Below are 17,382 nucleotides of genomic sequence, written 5' to 3' on the forward strand. Positions count from 1 at the left end.
TTACGTGTCATTTCTACCGGAGTGGTCTATTGTTGTACAATTTGCTTTAGCATCGTTGATTTTAGCACTTATTCCAGGACCTGATATGATGCTTTCTGTAGGACGAACCATTACACAAAGCAAAAAAGCTGGAATTATGTGCGCCTTGGGTAGTGCAACAGGGTTTGCCATTCAAGTTACCGCTGTAGCACTTGGCTTATCAGCGCTTATTTTTGCTGCACCACACACTTTTATTCTTCTAAAAATTGTTGGCGCCTTTTACCTTTTATGGTTTTCCTTTCAAGCGTTACGGAGAAATCCGACATTTTCCTTTGAACAGACATCTTCTAAATCTCAAAGCGCTAAACGTAACTATCTTGCTGGTATTGGAATCAATCTTTTAAATCCTAAAGTTATACTCTTTAACGCCACATTTTTACCACAATTTATCAATGCGGATGATCCTATGGCAACACAAAAGCTACTCTTTTTAGGACTCTCTTATATTCCTATTTCTTTTCCCATTACAATTTCTATCGTTTTTACAGCGCATAAATTTACCAAAATTCTCAATAAAAATCCTCTTTATATTCGCTTTCTCGACTGGCTTATTGCTGGTACTTTTACTATCTTTGCCCTCCATCTCCTTATAGTTACAAAACATTGATTTATAAATGTAATTTATCGTTTTTAATTTAAATGAGAACAAAAATATTGTAGGATTCTCTCATTTTAAACCTGTTTATTTTGAATCAAACAATATCTTTCCCTTGTACGTTATAAGCGAATCGGGAGTTTTCGTGTGTAAAGCGAAATCTTTTTAAAGAACGTAATAAACAAAAGAGTGAGGCAATATACAATCTCCACTTTTTAAAAGATATTACCGTAGATGCTTTTAAAAGTCATAAAATAGAATTAAAAGGTATGGTAATAATATGGAAATTAGTTAAGACCCTTAAGACTTCATATTGCCTCTAAATGAGGTTTCCTCCTCATTTTAGAGATTACGCAAACAGACTACTATATACAATATTTTCCCCCATTGAGCATATAAAAGCTGAAACTGTTCGTCTAGCACTTATCCATCTTAATCTCTGTCTCACACATGCTATTATATGCTGATTTACTGAAAAAAAGCATAGGCTTTAATATCGCAGAAAGTTGTATTAACTAATGACCAATGGCATTTTCAAGTCGCAAACGTTCAGATTTCCGTAAACGCTCTGAAGCTGATTTAAGTTGTCCACATGCCGCTAAAATATCGCGTCCACGCGGTATCCGAATAGGAGAAGCATAGCCCGCTTGATTAACAACATCAGCAAAACGCTCGATTTGCTCCCAATCAGAACACTGATAATTGCTCCCTGGCCACGGATTAAAAGGGATTAAATTGATCTTAGCAGGAATCCCTTTCAATAACTTAATCAATCCCTTAGCATCATCTAAACTATCATTGATATCTTTCAGCATAACATATTCAAAAGTGATTCGTTTTGCATTGGAAAGACCAGGATAATTACGGCAAGCGTCCATTAATAAAGCAAGCGGATATTTTTTATTAATGGGAACAAGCATATCCCTTAATGTATCGTGTACTGCGTGGAGTGAAATCGCCAACATAACACCAATTTCTTCTCCGGTTCGGATAATTCCAGGAACAACCCCACTGGTTGAAAGCGTAATCCGACGTTTTGATAAAGAAAGCCCGTCACCATCAGAAGCAATCAATAAAGCTTTTTTAACAGCTTCAAAATTATAAAGAGGTTCTCCCATCCCCATCATAACAATATTGGTAATTTTGCGACCTTCAATGGGAACTATTGCCCCATCAGGGTTATTTTTATCAGGAAAATCACCCAAACAATCACGTGCAACCAATAATTGTGCCAAAATTTCTTCCGCAGTCAGATTGCGAACAAGCATCTGCGTTCCCGTATGGCAAAAAGAGCAAGTTAACGTACACCCTACTTGCGATGAAAGACATAAAGTACCACGTCCTTCTTCAGGGATATAAACCGTTTCAATTTCAACAGGCCTTCCAGCTCCACGTGCAGGAAAACGTAAGAGCCATTTACGCGTACCATCTTTTGATATTTGTTCTCCAACAATTTCTGGGCGCGCAATGGAGAAATGACACTTAAGTGTTTCTTGCATTGCTTTAGAAATATTCAGCATCTCATCAAAATTTGAAACGCCACGCACATAAAGCCAATGCCAAAGCTGACGCACACGCATACGCGTTTGATGCTCTGGTACACCAACTGTCTTTAAAGCCTGCACCATCTCATTTTGCGACAAACCAATTAAAGAGAGCTTAGAACTCTCCTTCACGATCACATTATCTGTTTCTCGCGCAAAACATGAACCAACTGGTCTAAGGTCATAGGAAATGGCCATTGCTTTCCAATTCACATCACTATTTTAGAAATTATCAAAACCTTAATGGCACTTTTGAGCTGCATTTAATGCAGCAGTGATCCCTTTTAAGGAATAAGTATAAGTGGTATGCGTTCCTCGTTTTGATATCGCTTTCACTGTCATATTGCTTCCTGCACGCATAGCAGAAACAAGCTGCTTTTCTAGCTCTGATGAAGCCAACCAAGCTGAGGAATCTTTCGTGAAAAAATCAAAGTCCTTACCTCCAATGGTCACTGTCACTCTCGACCCTTCTTGAAGGGTATAACCAGCCATAAACTGCGGTTCAAACGAAATAGGTGAATGAGAACGCTTGGTAACCAAGAAAAAATTATCACCATGATTAACTGTCGTTGGAAGAGCCTTCAAAGGTACCGATAACACATAGCAAATCGTATTTTTGGGCGATTTATAAGAATAGGCTCCCCACGCTTCAAATTGATTTAAACGGCTTGGCGTTTGTGCACATGCCACGCCCGCTGTAACAAGAACCATTACAGATGCAGCAATAACAGTCTTTTCAAACATCTTCATTTAGCTCACTTCTTTAGTCTCTAACAAGATTCTCTTCATTGGAAAAATTCAACAAAAACTCCTCGATATTCATGTGTTATTGTCTTAATTCCTTCAATAAGCGAAATATTTTCACACTAACCAGAATAGATTTCTACGTTTCATTGTGACCTTTTAATCGTTACCAAAACATAAACTTCTTATTCAATAATCACATTAAAAAATAACATCTTCATTTTACGCTACTCATTTCGTTTTTGTATAAAAAAAGATTTCTTTAAGCTATAGAACTTCAAAACGAGATGAAAATATACCATCACTCTGTTAAGAAATAAACCATACTCTTTATGTCACAAGCAATCTGATGCAAAATTTTGAAAATACACACCGTACTCCCCGCAAAAAAGCTTAATCGCCTTACGGATATCACTCCTCGACTTTATGCATTCAATACATTTATGTTCGCAAAATACTCCATCTTTCACCCATTATAGTGCATTCATACTTCGTATTCAATATCGTCCCGATAACACTTTTTCTCAATCTTCAAAATATCTTGTAAAAATAATAAAATATTATCAAGATATTAATAATAAAACATAAAGAATTCAGATTCTATCTCAATAATCACATACCACTTTGTTTCTTTTGATCTTATTTCCCTATATATTTTATCTCCAATTATTAATTTCTAAAATGATTTTAGTAGCTTATAATAGCTTAATCATATTATTTTAATATGTTAGACGACATTTTCCTTTCTGTTATAAAAAACTTCCTAAGAATTCTTTTGAAAAGTTTCCTTCTCTTATTTCTAAGTAATTTATCAACAAAAATATAAAACCTTTTCTACAGCAATTCTAACCTTATCATTTTTTAACAACATTTTAATCAATTAAAGTGGATCTTAATAAATCTTCCCATGCACAAAGCTGTTTCACCCAACCTAAAGCTATAACTTTCATTTTTACCCCTTTCTTGTACAGTTTTTATCCACACGCTAATTCCGTTTACAACATGCAAGAAAATGGTTTTGATTGATTCAACATAAACAGGTTTGAAGTGAGAGAATCTTACAGTATTCGCATCTCTCATCCAACATGCAAAATAGTTAATTATATTTATAAATCAATATCTTGCTATACTGAGCATACACTCTTATTTTTTCTTGAGCATTAAAATATTATCCCTAAACACTCAAACTCAACTTACGAAAAATTCGATGCATAAATAAACTTTTCTGTTGATTTCTTTCCCGCTTTCAAAGGACGAAGATTCTTAATCCAATCTGGACTGAAAAAGTTTGGATTCTTGTCGAGCAGTCTACTCTTGTCTTCCTACTTATTTGATTTACTTAACCAAAAGCTCTACAGACAAGTCCTGCTTAAGAATATTTACCACACATTCTAAAAGCATTTAATATATTAAGAAGACTTACATGCCTTATCTCTCCACACCTCAAATGATGGCTTTTTACAGTATAACAGGATAAATGAATCCACGAAGCATAATGTTTAGATGCTTTAATATACAAGAACAAGAAAAAACAAGTACTTCGTTTTGTTACTTGCTCTTTAAAAAGAAAGTTCGCTTAGAAACGATTTCTCAAAATTGCATGACATAACCTTTTGTTATCAGTCTTTTAAGATAAAAATTATATTATTTTCTACATTCCGTGGTGTATACCTTGCAACTTATGCACTCATAATATCTTCTAAGCTGCATTTGATTCTGAAGTTTGAATCAGTAAAGCATAAAGCGCATTAGCATTATGCGTATTGCGCAACTTTTGCACAACATCAGTGTGACGCAAAACACGTGCGATCTGTGATAAAGCTTTTAAGTGATCCGCACCAGCATTTTCAGGTGCTAAAAGGAGAAAAACGAGATCTATAGGTTCGTCATCGAGAGCTTCAAAATCAACAGGACTTTCAAGACGTGCAAATATACCAATGATCCGATTAATATCAGGTAATTTTCCATGAGGAATTGCAATACCTCCGCCCAAACCCGTTGAACCAAGCTTCTCACGCTGTAAAACAACATCAAAAATCACATGCTCACTAAGACCTGTTAGCTTGGAAGCTTTTTCGGCTAAAATTTGCAGAACCTGTTTTTTCGAATTAGCCTTAAGAGCCGGAATGATCGCTTCCGGTGCTATTAACTCACTCAAATTCATACTTTAATTTTCCTCTTACACGCTAAAATGCTCATCAATAAACCTATAAACAGTATAGATACTTAATGTTCTTTCACTTTTCGCAACATCGCATGTGTTTTTACTTTTCAATTTATAATGGATGATGGCTCAATACATCTCATATCACTTCTATCACAACAATAAATAGTATTCGGATCATCATTAACGGCATGAGAAACCAAAGAAATGAAGTTGTTCATAAAGTTAATTTCCTTACGACTCTAGAAAAGGTCATTATTCATAAATTTATTAAACTTGTCATAAGAGTTGATGTATAATTCGCCATCAGAGTTTTTCTTTCTTTAAAAATGAGCCCTTAAATTAAGATGAAAAGCATACTGAGCAAAATGGACCTTTACTTTGAAAATTATTGTATAGCTTGAACATCGCCTTATAACAAGAATATAAAGGTTTTTAGAGATTTAATGATTAGTTTAAAAGATTTATAGATTTATCCTGATATCTGTAGCCCAGCTCCTATTTTCAAATAGGCCATATAAACCAATAAAATACGACAACTCCTATTGAATAACCGCAATATATAACCGGTGCTCCCATCAAAATACCTAAAACGGCATCATCGATATATTATTTGATTCGACAGAAAAAAATATGATAAATATCTCTTACCTTTCAATAATGCACGCATTTATTAAGAGCTTCGTTTATCACTCATTATCAAGTTAATCTAGTGATATCTTTCTATAATACAATCATGAGCAAGCTAAACTTATAAAACAACAAATTAACCTCTAATGATGAAGCCTTTTTCACCGCTCAATAACAACATTAAGGTTATAGTCATAAAAGAAGTTTTGGCATAAATAAGGAGATTTTCAGTAATAATGTTTGGTTAAATTTAAATGGAAACTCGTGAAAGCTGTAAAATCAAAGAGAAAATTGATTTCCCAAATAAATTCTGCGTACATCAACGTTGTTGATAATATCATTAGGACAACCATGAACTAACACCCGCCCTGTATGAATAATATAAGCGCGATCGACAAGCCCTAATGTCTCACGCACATTATGATCCGTTATTAAAACACCAATACCACGCCTAGTTAAATGACGAATAAGTTGTTGAATATCGAAAATAGCGATAGGATCAATTCCTGCAAATGGTTCATCAAGTAACATAAAATGGGGACGAGAAGCTAAAGCGCGCGCAATTTCAAGTCGCCGACGTTCACCTCCAGATAACGAAAGTGCAGACATTTTACGCAAATGATCAATTTTAAATTCATGTAAAAGGCTATCTAATTCTTCACGTTGTTTAAGGCGATCTTTTTCAACGACCTCTAAAACAGCTTTAATGTTATTTTCTACTGAAAGACCACGAAAAATCGAAGCCTCCTGTGGAAGATATCCAATACCTAAACGTGCACGTCGATACATCGGAAGATGTGTAATATCAAATCCATCAATTTTAATGGATCCTCCATCAGATTTTATGAGCCCCATAACCATATAAAAACAAGTTGTTTTACCTGCCCCATTAGGACCTAAAATGCCAACGGCTTCTCCCGTACGAATGCCAAAAGAAACACCATTAACAGTTCGTCTTCCTCGATAAATTTTAATCAAGTTACTGGCAATCAAGGTCCCTTTTAAGGGATTTTTTGAAGCTTCACTTTCAAGATTATACCTATCGGTCTGTCTTTTTCTTTTGATTCCAAACATGAAATCTTAATGGCCATTCTTTTGATTTTGTTTTAAAATAATAGAAACACGACCTTTTTTCTTAGGCGTCTCACAACCTTCTAAAAAAGCCTTTCCGCTTTCCATATTTGCCGTTAGTTTGCACCCCGTGGCCACATTGTCACCATCAGTTAACACAACATGACTCCCTGTCAAACTCATTATTTTTGACTTTCCATCAAAAACGCCTTTATCACCCGTAGCAATTTGCGTAGCAATTTTTATATAAACTTTTCCTAAAGCTTCCATTTTTTGTATACTCGACGAACCAAATAAAGAAACAGATGATGCCTTTGTATCTTCCTTGTTTTTATCAATTTCTTTATGTGCTTTATCGTAGTAAACAACTAATTTTACCGTTCTTAAAAGACGTTCACCTTGCACCACTGAAACATCACCTTTAAAAAGCGCTATCCCTTCTTTATCACGTATTTCCAAAGAATCTGCATGAAGTTCTACCGGTTCTTTGTCGCTTGATAAACTTATTCCAAAATGAGCCACTTCAGCATATCCTAAAATTGCTCCTCCTCCTAACATTCCCATGCTAAAAGCTAACGTCACACCTATCCATCTTTTGTACGATTTCATTATTTCAATTCTTCTGTTTGTATATACACATACTTCTCTTTATAAATATCCTTTGAAGATTCAAATTGATATTACGTCATTGCTTTTGAAGCACTAAATGCACACCACCATGGAAATACATGTTTTTTCCTTTTTCTCGAATTTGTAATGCATTTGCGGCAAGATGCAAACCGGCTTGCTGAATATTAACACGTTGGTCTGTTTTTAACTGTCCCTCGGATAAATTAATACTCGCTGACATAAATTGTGCCATCATCCCATCATTCGTCGTAATGGTGAATGGCTTGTCCAACTGTAAAAAACCATTAATATTATCGTAAACCCCCCCTTGTGCTGCAAGAAAAACCTGTCTTTGTTGACCCATAAATGCTTTAGCTGTAATGTTTTGTAATCCAATCATTCCAGAGTGTGTATGGTCTTGAAATGCCTTTTCTGCTTTAAGCCAATAAGGTTCATGAGCACGCGTATACCCTTCTAACTTTGGATTGAGCATCGTCAAATTCACCACGCCACTTTCTTCATTATTCAAAGGCATAGAATCAGAAGTAACGGGAACCAAGAAAAACGTAAACCAACAAAAAACCAGCGCTGAAATCAACGCTAAGAGAGGTAAAAAAAATTTTAATATGCTAACGCGACGCGAATGACGGGATGCTTTTTTAAAAACATCTCCGAAAGATGATTGCGTCGAAAAGGCTTCATAATGATTGTGTACGGACATACTCTCCTAATCTCTTAAATACTCCGCATTTTTAATCTGTATAACCTTTATAGAAGGTATTTTCAAATTTTGTTTCTTGCAATTTGTTTTTTCTTCGTTTTATTTTGCTTTTATCCGTTTATATATTGTAATATGTATGAAGTGCACAATTACAAAAAAATTTTTGTGTGAAAGTGAGGCTATTGTGGTAAAATCAGAGCTTGTGCAAATTATCGCTCGTCATAACCCGCATCTTTTTCAACGGGATGTGGAGAATATTGTAAACGCTATTTTTGAGGAAATTTCAACAGCACTTGCAAATGGCAATCGTGTTGAACTTCGTGGATTTGGAGCTTTTTCTGTAAAAAGCCGTTCAGCCCGTAATGGACGTAATCCACGAACAGGTGAAGCTGTTTCTGTTGAAGAAAAGTGGATTCCTTTTTTTAAAACTGGCAAGGATTTACGCGACCGTCTTAATCAGTGAGAAACTTATGATAATTAAACGTATTCTTCTAACAAGTATCGGTGTGATTCTTGCAGCTTTTTTGATTGTTTTTATCGTTGCTAATCGTCAAATGGTTCCGTTAACCCTTGATCCTTTTCGAGCAGATTCTGAAAGTTTTACTTATCATGCTCCCCTCTTTATATGGCTCTTTATTTTCTTTGGTTTTGGTATTTTATTAGGGAATCTGATCAGTTGGTTTTCCTATCACAAATACAAAAAAGCTCTCAAAAAAAGTAACGCCGAGATAGAGAAATTGAAAATGTCTATCACAAATCTGGTGTAATGGTATTTTAATTAAATCTTTTCTCTTCTCTCTGTATTTTATATTCAGTACAGAGTTAAAGGTGCTCTTTTCTTTTTTATACATATTTTAATTGGCTTTAGCTCTTTTGCACTTTTACGAAACACTTAAGAACTTTATAATATATTTTCATACCTCATATACCGTGATACAAAACATGCCCGCACAATGCTTTCAATCCTCCTCCCATAACAATAGATATCCGCAGGAAAAGTTGCCCCTTATTTTAGAAACAGGTGTAAGTGAAAACTATGCTCTCATTGATTCTGGTCATGGACAAAAATTAGAACGTTATGGAGCTTACCGCATTATTCGACCAGAAGGTCAAGCACTATGGAAACCCGCTTTACCACAAAAACAATGGGCTGATGTTGATGCTATTTTCACAGGAAACCGTGATGAAGAAGGGGTTGGTCGTTGGCATTTTCCTAAAAAGCCACTTGATGAAACATGGACTCTTTCTTGGAATGGATTGCCTTTTCTAGGCCGTTTTACTTCCTTTCGTCATGTGGGGGTTTTTCCTGAACAAGATGCCCATTGGCGCTCTATGGAAAAACAAATTGTTAAAGCCGAACGTCCTATAAAATTGTTGAATCTTTTTGGCTATACAGGTATTGCCTCTTTGATTGGGGCACGAGCGGGTGCGAATGTTACCCATGTTGATGCTTCTAAAAAAGCCATTGCGTGGGCAAAAGCTAATCAAGAAAAAGCAGGATTACCAGATCATTCTATTCGCTGGATTTGCGATGATGCTATGAAATTTGTCGAGCGTGAACTGCGTCGTAAGAAAAGCTATGATATGATTCTTCTTGATCCCCCTGCTTATGGGCGTGGACCCCATGGTGAAATTTGGCAACTGTTTGATCATTTACCCGCTATGATCACAAATTGTCGTAAACTTCTCTCTGATAAACCGCTCTCTGTTGTCCTTACAGCTTATTCTATTCGTGCTTCCTTCTTTGCACTTCATGCTTTAATGCGTGATGCATTTGTAAATCTTGGTGGTACGGTCGAATCAGGAGAACTCATTTTGCGTGAAGAAGTTGCAGGACGTGCTCTTTCTACTTCTCTTTTTAGCCGTTGGATTGCTTGAATATGTGTAGACCCAAAACTGGTAGAGTGAAAGAAATTACCTCTCTTAGCAACCCCATCATAAAAGATCTTAAAGCACTTAGCCAAAAGAAAAACCGTAATAGAGAAGGTCTTTTCATGGCAGAAGGATTGAAATTGGTCATTGATGCTCTCAATCTCGGCTGGACAATACAGACGCTTATTTTTTCTAAAAGTAAAATCGGTAATGCTGCTATCGAAAATACTGCCGCACATGCTGTAGCCAACGGTGGTTTTGTTATTAAAGCCTCACAAAAGGTTATGGAATCACTTACCCGACGCGATAATCCACAAACAGTTATTGGTATTTTCAAGCAAAAATGGCACTCTCTTGAAATGATAAAAGGACAGATTAAAGATGTTTACATCGCGCTTGATCGTGTACGTGATCCTGGAAATCTTGGTACCATTATTCGAACTGCTGATGCTGTAGGTGCTAAAGGTGTTATTTTAATTGGCGAAACAACAGACCCTTTCTCGCCTGAAACGGTCCGTGCAACCATGGGATCTATTTTCTCTGTGCCACTTTATCGTCTTGATGAAAGCGCCTTTTTAAACTGGTCTGCTCACTTTAAAGGTATGATCGTTGGAACACATCTCAAAGGATCTCTGGATTATCGCACACTTGATTTCAAAAATGGCCCTATTATCCTTTTAATGGGGAATGAAAAACAGGGATTATCAGATCTTCTTACAAATCGGTGTGATAAACTTGCGCGTATTCCACAAAGCGGACGCGCAGACTCGCTTAATCTAGCTGTAGCAACAGCTGTTATGCTTTATGAAATCCGTCGCCCCTATTTAATACTGGAACCATGTGAGGAAAAATATGACGCCTAAATCACTCCCTTTTCTTCTCTTGGGTTTGGCTTTTACAGTACTACTTGATCAAGCTGTCAAATACTGGGTTATGCACAATATGCCTTTAGGAACAGAAATTTCGCTTATTCCTTTTCTTTCCCTTTATCATGTGCGTAATTCTGGCATTGCATTTTCGTTTTTTTCTTCCTTTTCTCACTGGGTAATCATCGCCATCACAATCATTGTGATTATCTTCCTTCTATGGCTATGGAAAAATACTGAATATAATAAGTCTTTAATGCGCTTTGGCCTTATCCTTATTATTGGGGGAGCAATTGGCAATCTCATTGATCGTATTCGCTTTCATCATGTCACTGATTATATACTCTTTCATATTGATGATATTTTTTATTTTGCTATTTTCAACCTTGCAGATAGTTTTATCACTCTCGGTGTTATTGCCATCCTTATTGAAGAATTGCGCGCTTGGATGAAAGCAAAAAATCATTCTAACAATACATCTTCTCATTGATATGCTCATTGTCTTAGAAAACAGAGATCATTGACCATCATAAGCCTGATTATAAATTGATTTTTCTTGGATAATTCTTGCAGCTAATTGTTTTTCGTGTTTCTTTTCATAAGATTATAAAATCTTATTTTTCAACTTTACACTTCTACACTTGGTCAATGCAAAAGAAATGAACTCAAATAGAAATCAATATTTTTTATCCATATGTCCTCTATCAAATTCAGAGAGAAAATATTTTACAGCATTTAAAGTTCTATTATTTGCTTAGAACATTTGCTTTTCATATGTTTTTAGTTTTTACAGGTATTGTTTTTTACAGAGCCCTTCTTAAGTGCTTCGTTAAAAAACTCTCCTTTTTTGGTTTATATATTGTTTAATAAAAAACATTTTTTCAACTATCTTCAATGGTGTCTTCTTAAATCAACTTATTGATTATAAATATAAATTACCGTTTTTCATATTGAATAAAAGCCCTTAATAGCCTAAATCTCTTTTATTTGAAATCTGTTCATGCTGAATTTATTAAAACCATGTCTCTTGCAAGACACAAGCAAGTCAATAATCTTGATTTATGTAATATAAACAGATTTGCAACCAGAGAATCTTACGATATTCGGAATATTATCTAGCATACAAAAAGACAGTTTATCATTATATCTCAATATGTTATATAAATCCAATTCAATAGCTCTTCTAACCGTGCAAAACAGGTGCAATATTGAAGATTGAAAAATAGCGTTATGATAGTTGCCGCTCTTCTCATAAACGCAAAAATAGTGGATATTTTATAAAGGATTGTATTACATAGTTTCTGTGAATAATAAAAATTTTTGAGTGTAGTCTTTATTATCTTGTAAAAATATGGCGAAAAATGGAAACATTTTTTATTAAAATGAACCATTTCCTTACCAATTTGTAAGGTTCCTTGCTTATATAAATCTCTTGTAATTTTTAAATAAATCGCCATAATAAGAGCAGGTATACTGGAATTCTGTCAGTGATTCTTAAGGGTTTTTTGTATTTGCCAAATTAAAGCTTATGCCAAGCTTATCTGTATAATGACAGAGATACTTTTAAAGCCCTGTACCTGACGGAACATATGCTAAAGGATTTTATATTATGGCTAATTTTAAAGATTTACGTTCGGCACCTGCTTCTCATGCCGATGCATCAATTGATCAGGGATTACGCGACTATATGTTGGGTGTCTACAATACAATGGCCATTGGTTTGCTTATTACAGCTGCTGCCGCTTATGCAATTGTATCATTAGCAACGACAACGGATATGGGCCAAGCAGCAGCTCAGATCAATAGCAGTGTTTATCTAACATCATTTGGAGTAACATTTTATACATCGCCATTCTCTTACATTGTTATGTTTGCACCACTCATAGCAGTTTTATTCCTCAGTTTTAAAATTAATACATTGAGTACAAACGCTGCTCGTAGCCTCTTTTTTGGTTATGCTGCTCTGGTTGGTCTTTCACTGTCTTCAATCGTTTTGCGCTATACGACAGAAAGTGTTGTGCAAACCTTTGTCATTTCCGCCGCAACTTTTGGAGCTCTTTCACTTTATGGATACACAACAAAGCGTGATCTCACAGCAATCGGTTCATTCCTATTCATCGGATTGATCGGCTTGTTTCTTTCCATGATTGTGAACATTTTTCTTGGATCAAGCGCTTTGCAATTTGCTATCTCTGTAATTGGTGTTTTTATCTTTGCTGGTTTGACAGCCTACGATACCCAAAGCATTAAGTTGATGTATTATGAAGGAGATGAAAGCGACACCAGAGGACGTAAAGTTATTATGGGCGCGTTGAATCTTTATCTTGATTTCATCAATATGTTTGTCTTCTTGCTACAATTTCTTGGCTCAAACCGTGATTGATTGCAAAAATCATAACTTAATTAAAGAACCTTGTTTCTAAAAGAGACAAGGTTCTTTTGTTTTTAGTGTAAGTCTTTACCCTTTGTTTCTTAGGGACTATTCTTTTCGCAAAATGACAAAAATACCCTATAAGCAAAAATTTCCTTGGTTTACCGGTTTTATCCAACAAAAACTCCATAGCTCCTTTTTAAATGCAATTCACAGCCGTTCTCATCATCAATCAAACATCATCAATAAAAATAGTAATTATGATCTGACCGTTGCTTCCTATAATGTGCATAAATGTGTAGGTGTTGATAAAATTTTTAATCCTACAAGAATTGTCCGTGTTATTACTGAATTACAAGTTGATATCCTTGCTCTTCAAGAAGCAGATAGACGTTTTGGAGAACGCATCGGTTTGATTAATCTTCAGCTATTAAAAGCTGAAACCGGTTTGATTCCTGTACCTCTTAATACTATGTCACCTCATGGACATGGTTGGCATGGGAATGCTCTCTTTTTGCGAAAGGGATATGTACGTGATACTTTACAAGTCACTCTTCCTGGTATTGAACCACGTGGGGCTGTAATTGTAGAGTTGGAAATGGCAGCAGGCCCTATTCGTATTATTGCGGCTCATTTTGGCTTATTACGTTACTCTCGTAAACAACAAACAAAAATGCTCCTTGAAATTTTCCAAAAACGCTCCCTTATGCCTACACTCCTCATAGGAGATTTTAATGAATGGCGGATGGGAAAAGGCTCATCTTTAAATCATTTTTTCCCCTATTTTGATAGCACTTTTGAAGTTGTACCAAGTTTTCCCTCTCGCTTTCCTTTTTTAGCCCTTGATAGAGTTTTTTCTTTTCCACACCAATTGGTAACAAGTATTGAAAATCATCATTCACCGCTTGCACGCATTGCTTCAGATCATTTGCCTATCAAAGCCTATCTTAATCTTTCCAACGCAATCAACATTCTTAAAAATAAATAAAAAAATTAATGTGCTTCATCCCAATTTTGAGCCGTCATGACTTTTACTTCAAGCGGTACAGATAAAGATAAAACCGGCATTGTAGCATTTTCCATAACATTTTTAACAACAGCCATGGTTCTTTTACTTTCTTCTTCTGTTACTTCAAAAATCAGTTCATCATGCACTTGCAGCAACATTTTTGCTGATAGTTTTTCTTCTTTTAAAGCATCTTCCATATGTATCATAGCGCGGCGAATAATATCAGCTGCAGAACCTTGAATTGGAGCATTGATAGCTGCTCGCTCATTAAGAGAACGAATTTTTACATTCTTTGCTTTTATTTCTGGATAATGGATACGACGTCCAAAAATTGTTTCTACATAACCATTTTCACGTGCAAAGATTTTGGTCTTCTCCATATAATCTTTAATTCCTGGAAATCTTTCAAAATACAGTTGAATATAACGACCCGCTTCTTGGCGTGAAATTCCCAATTGATTGGCTAATCCAAAAGCTGAAATACCATAAATAATACCAAAATTAATCGCTTTTGCACGCCGTCGTATATCTGAATGCATTCCTTCTATCGCAACGCCAAACATTTGTGATGCCGTTATAGCGTGAATATCATGCCCTTTAGCAAAAGCTTCTTTTAATGCTTTTATATCCGCAATATGTGCAAGAATGCGCAATTCAATCTGACTATAATCAGCAGAAAGTAACACATGTCCTTTGGGAGCAATAAAAGCTGTTCGAATTTTACGCCCTTCAGCAGTCCGCACTGGAATATTTTGCAAATTTGGCTCTGATGATGATAACCGCCCTGTTGATGTTATTGCCAAAGAATAATTCGTGTGAACTCGCCCTGTTTTTGAAAAAATATAAGAAGGCAAGGCATCTGTATAGGTAGATTTTAGCTTTGCAAGTTGACGCCACTCAATAATTTTACGCGGCAAAACATGACCTTCAGCAGCCAACTCTTCTAAGGTCTGTGCAGAAGTTGACCATTGTCCACCCTTAGTTTTAGCGCCTCCAGGTAATCCCATTTTGCCAAAAAGGATATCCCCTAATTGCTTTGGCGAAGAAAGATTAAACTTTTCATCAGCTTGTTTGTAAATTTCCTCTTCTAAAATCAAAGCAGCTTGTGCCAATTCTCCTGAAAGACGCAATAAAATCTGCCGATCAATAAGAATCCCACGTTCTTCCATTTTTGCAAGAACTTCTACAAGGGGTCGATCAAGACGCTCATAAATTTTTGTCATTCCACGAGCAACAAGTTGCGGTTTTAATACTTGCCAAAGGCGTAGCGTTATATCAGCATGTTCCGCCGCATAAAGGGTTGCTTGTTTTAAATCTACTTGTGCAAAAGAAGTAATTTTTTTTCCGTTATGCGTTAAATCTTTATAGGAAATTGGTTTATGCTCAAGCCAACGTTCAGATAAATCATCCATATTATGGGTTAATGTTCCAGCATCAAAAGCATATGATAAAAGCATGGTATCATCAAAAGAGCTTATCATAATGTCGTATTGCTTCATCACCAACCAATCATATTTTATATTCTGGCCAATTTTTAACACCGATGAATCTTCTAATATCGGTTTTAAAAGTGCTAAAGCTTTTCGGGTCTCAATCTGCGAGGCAATGCGCCCGCCCCTCAAAAGGTCCTCTTCTCCTTCATCAAAATGTTCAAGAGGTATATAAGCTGCTTTTTCTGGCTGTAATGCGAGTGAAAAACCAACAAGCTTTGCTTGCATCGGATCAAGAGATGTTGTTTCAGTATTAAAAGCGAAAAAACCCTGCTCTTGTGTTTGTGATAACCAATCTTTTAAAATTTCCTCATCAAGAATTGTTGTATAAGCATCTCTTGTAATTTTTTGAGTCAGCGCTTGATCTTTACGTTTTTGTGCAAAAACTTGTGGAGAATTTTCAGAAAAATTATGAAGAGATGCGCGCTCAGTATTATTGATATCAGAATCATGCCTGTGGCTCAGTTTTTCCCATTCAACATCTATATCAAGGGCATCAATAACAGCTGCATCGCATGACGTTGCCTCTGCCACGCGACGCGTTAATGTTGAAAATTCCATCGCTTTCAAAAAAGCAATTAAACGTGGACCATCTTGTGGCTCCAAAACAAAATCATCTAAATCATTATCTATAGGAACATCTGTTTTAAGCCTAACAAGTTCACGAGAAATTTTAACTTGTTCTCTATAAGCTTGAATGTTTTCGCGTCGTTTTGTTTGTTTAATTTCTGTTACGTTTTGCAATAAAAGATCAAGAGAATCAAACTGATCTAACAACTGAGCTGCAGTTTTGGGACCAATACCTGGAATACCTGGTACATTATCTGTTGAATCTCCAATTAATGCTTGTAAATCAATCATTTTTTCAGGCGCAACACCCCATTTTTCTACAACTTCTGAGATACCTATATGTTTGTCTTTCATTCCATCATACAAAGATACATGCGTATTTACGAGTTGCATAAGATCCTTATCAGAAGAAATAATGGTTGTTTTTGCCCCAACCTTTGTTGCCAATTTTGCATAGGTAGCAATCAAATCATCCGCTTCAAAGCCTTCCTTTTCAATACAAGGCAAATTAAAAGCCTTCGTTGCTTGGCGTATTAGCGCAAATTGAGGAATTAGATCTTCAGGAGGTTCAGCGCGATTCGCTTTATATTCAGGATAAATTTGTTTCCGAAAAGTATCAGATGAATAATCAAAAATAACAGCAAAATGTGTTGGAACAATACCAGTAGCTGTATTACGAGCATCACAAAGTAATTTCCATAACATATTGCAAAAACCAGCTACTGCTCCTACAGGAAGTCCATCCTTTTTACGTTTTAAAGGCGGCAAAGCATAATAAGCACGAAAAACATAGCCTGATCCGTCAACCAAAAAAAGATGATCTGTTGCTTTCATGACAATTCTATTTCTCCATTTCAGCTAAAAAACAAATTACCTGTATATATTTTTTTTCACTTTTATTTTTATTTTTTCATTTTGCCTCTAAAAAGCCATTTTTTCTTTTCATAACACATGAAGTCGTTGCACTTTATATTAAGTACCTAGAGCTTTTCTTTGCTGTTACAGGATTAATAGCTTTCATTTTGCTCCTCCTATGATAGCTGAGGTACGATGTAGCGACAGGGTCGTTGTGGTGTTCCCCTCCCCA

Annotated in this window: 15 protein-coding genes; 8 read left to right on the top strand and 7 right to left on the bottom strand. The window is 35.7% G+C overall.

What is annotated here, in order from left to right; genetic code table 11:
- The first annotated feature begins 4 nt into the window (after positions 1-4).
- The gene (locus ACFIKG_RS02110; RefSeq protein WP_375626147.1) at positions 5-646 is read left to right on the top strand and encodes a LysE family translocator; all 642 of its coding nucleotides are present in this window, start codon (positions 5-7) and stop codon (positions 644-646) included.
- Between the two features lie 503 nt (positions 647-1,149).
- Here the strand turns inward: ACFIKG_RS02110 and rlmN are convergent.
- The 6 genes from rlmN to lptC form a co-directional block, all read right to left on the bottom strand.
- The gene (gene rlmN, locus ACFIKG_RS02115) at positions 1,150-2,376 is read right to left on the bottom strand and encodes a 23S rRNA (adenine(2503)-C(2))-methyltransferase RlmN (RefSeq protein ID WP_375625504.1); all 1,227 of its coding nucleotides are present in this window, start codon (positions 2,374-2,376) and stop codon (positions 1,150-1,152) included.
- A gap of 42 nt (positions 2,377-2,418) precedes the next feature.
- Positions 2,419-2,922: an invasion associated locus B family protein gene (locus tag ACFIKG_RS02120; RefSeq protein ID WP_375625556.1), complete on the bottom strand. Its 504-nt coding sequence runs from the start codon at positions 2,920-2,922 to the stop codon at positions 2,419-2,421.
- Positions 2,923-4,621: 1,699 nt separating this feature from the next.
- Positions 4,622-5,086, bottom strand: coding sequence for a PTS IIA-like nitrogen regulatory protein PtsN (gene ptsN / locus ACFIKG_RS02125; RefSeq protein ID WP_012754449.1), 465 nt, complete (start codon positions 5,084-5,086; stop codon positions 4,622-4,624).
- A gap of 909 nt (positions 5,087-5,995) precedes the next feature.
- Positions 5,996-6,790 carry an LPS export ABC transporter ATP-binding protein gene (gene lptB / locus ACFIKG_RS02130; protein WP_375626142.1) on the bottom strand — a complete coding sequence of 265 codons (795 nt, stop codon included), beginning with the start codon at positions 6,788-6,790 and terminating at the stop codon, positions 5,996-5,998.
- A 6-nt stretch (positions 6,791-6,796) separates the two neighbouring features.
- Positions 6,797-7,396, bottom strand: a complete 600-nt coding sequence (locus tag ACFIKG_RS02135; RefSeq protein ID WP_375651663.1) for an LptA/OstA family protein — start codon at positions 7,394-7,396, stop codon at positions 6,797-6,799.
- Positions 7,397-7,472: 76 nt separating this feature from the next.
- Positions 7,473-8,117, bottom strand: coding sequence for an LPS export ABC transporter periplasmic protein LptC (lptC, locus tag ACFIKG_RS02140; RefSeq protein WP_375626138.1), 645 nt, complete (start codon positions 8,115-8,117; stop codon positions 7,473-7,475).
- A 184-nt stretch (positions 8,118-8,301) separates the two neighbouring features.
- Here lptC and ihfB point away from each other — a divergent pair, with 184 nt between their 5' ends.
- The 7 genes from ihfB (at position 8,302) to ACFIKG_RS02175 (ending at position 14,214) form a co-directional block, all read left to right on the top strand.
- On the top strand, positions 8,302-8,580 hold the full coding sequence (ihfB, locus tag ACFIKG_RS02145) for an integration host factor subunit beta (RefSeq protein WP_012754445.1): 279 nt from the start codon (positions 8,302-8,304) through the stop codon (positions 8,578-8,580).
- 7 nt (positions 8,581-8,587) lie between these two features.
- Positions 8,588-8,884: a LapA family protein gene (locus ACFIKG_RS02150; RefSeq protein WP_375651664.1), complete on the top strand. Its 297-nt coding sequence runs from the start codon at positions 8,588-8,590 to the stop codon at positions 8,882-8,884.
- A 175-nt stretch (positions 8,885-9,059) separates the two neighbouring features.
- Positions 9,060-9,995 carry a class I SAM-dependent methyltransferase gene (locus ACFIKG_RS02155; RefSeq protein WP_375625509.1) on the top strand — a complete coding sequence of 312 codons (936 nt, stop codon included), beginning with the start codon at positions 9,060-9,062 and terminating at the stop codon, positions 9,993-9,995.
- Positions 9,996-9,997: 2 nt separating this feature from the next.
- Positions 9,998-10,852: a TrmH family RNA methyltransferase gene (locus tag ACFIKG_RS02160; RefSeq protein ID WP_375625510.1), complete on the top strand. Its 855-nt coding sequence runs from the start codon at positions 9,998-10,000 to the stop codon at positions 10,850-10,852.
- Positions 10,842-11,345 carry a signal peptidase II gene (gene lspA, locus ACFIKG_RS02165; RefSeq protein ID WP_375626131.1) on the top strand — a complete coding sequence of 168 codons (504 nt, stop codon included), beginning with the start codon at positions 10,842-10,844 and terminating at the stop codon, positions 11,343-11,345. The genes ACFIKG_RS02160 and lspA overlap by 11 nt, the downstream gene beginning before the upstream one ends.
- A gap of 1,119 nt (positions 11,346-12,464) precedes the next feature.
- Positions 12,465-13,238, top strand: a complete 774-nt coding sequence (locus ACFIKG_RS02170) for a Bax inhibitor-1/YccA family protein (RefSeq protein WP_375626129.1) — start codon at positions 12,465-12,467, stop codon at positions 13,236-13,238.
- Between the two features lie 112 nt (positions 13,239-13,350).
- On the top strand, positions 13,351-14,214 hold the full coding sequence (locus tag ACFIKG_RS02175) for an endonuclease/exonuclease/phosphatase family protein (RefSeq protein ID WP_375625513.1): 864 nt from the start codon (positions 13,351-13,353) through the stop codon (positions 14,212-14,214).
- Between the two features lie 5 nt (positions 14,215-14,219).
- Here the strand turns inward: ACFIKG_RS02175 and polA are convergent, their stop codons facing one another.
- The gene (gene polA, locus ACFIKG_RS02180) at positions 14,220-17,129 is read right to left on the bottom strand and encodes a DNA polymerase I (RefSeq protein ID WP_375648192.1); all 2,910 of its coding nucleotides are present in this window, start codon (positions 17,127-17,129) and stop codon (positions 14,220-14,222) included.
- Between the last annotated feature and the right edge of the window lie 253 nt (positions 17,130-17,382).

The organism is Bartonella sp. LB28NMGDW (assembly GCF_042194435.1).
GTDB classification, from domain to species: domain Bacteria; phylum Pseudomonadota; class Alphaproteobacteria; order Rhizobiales; family Rhizobiaceae; genus Bartonella; species Bartonella grahamii.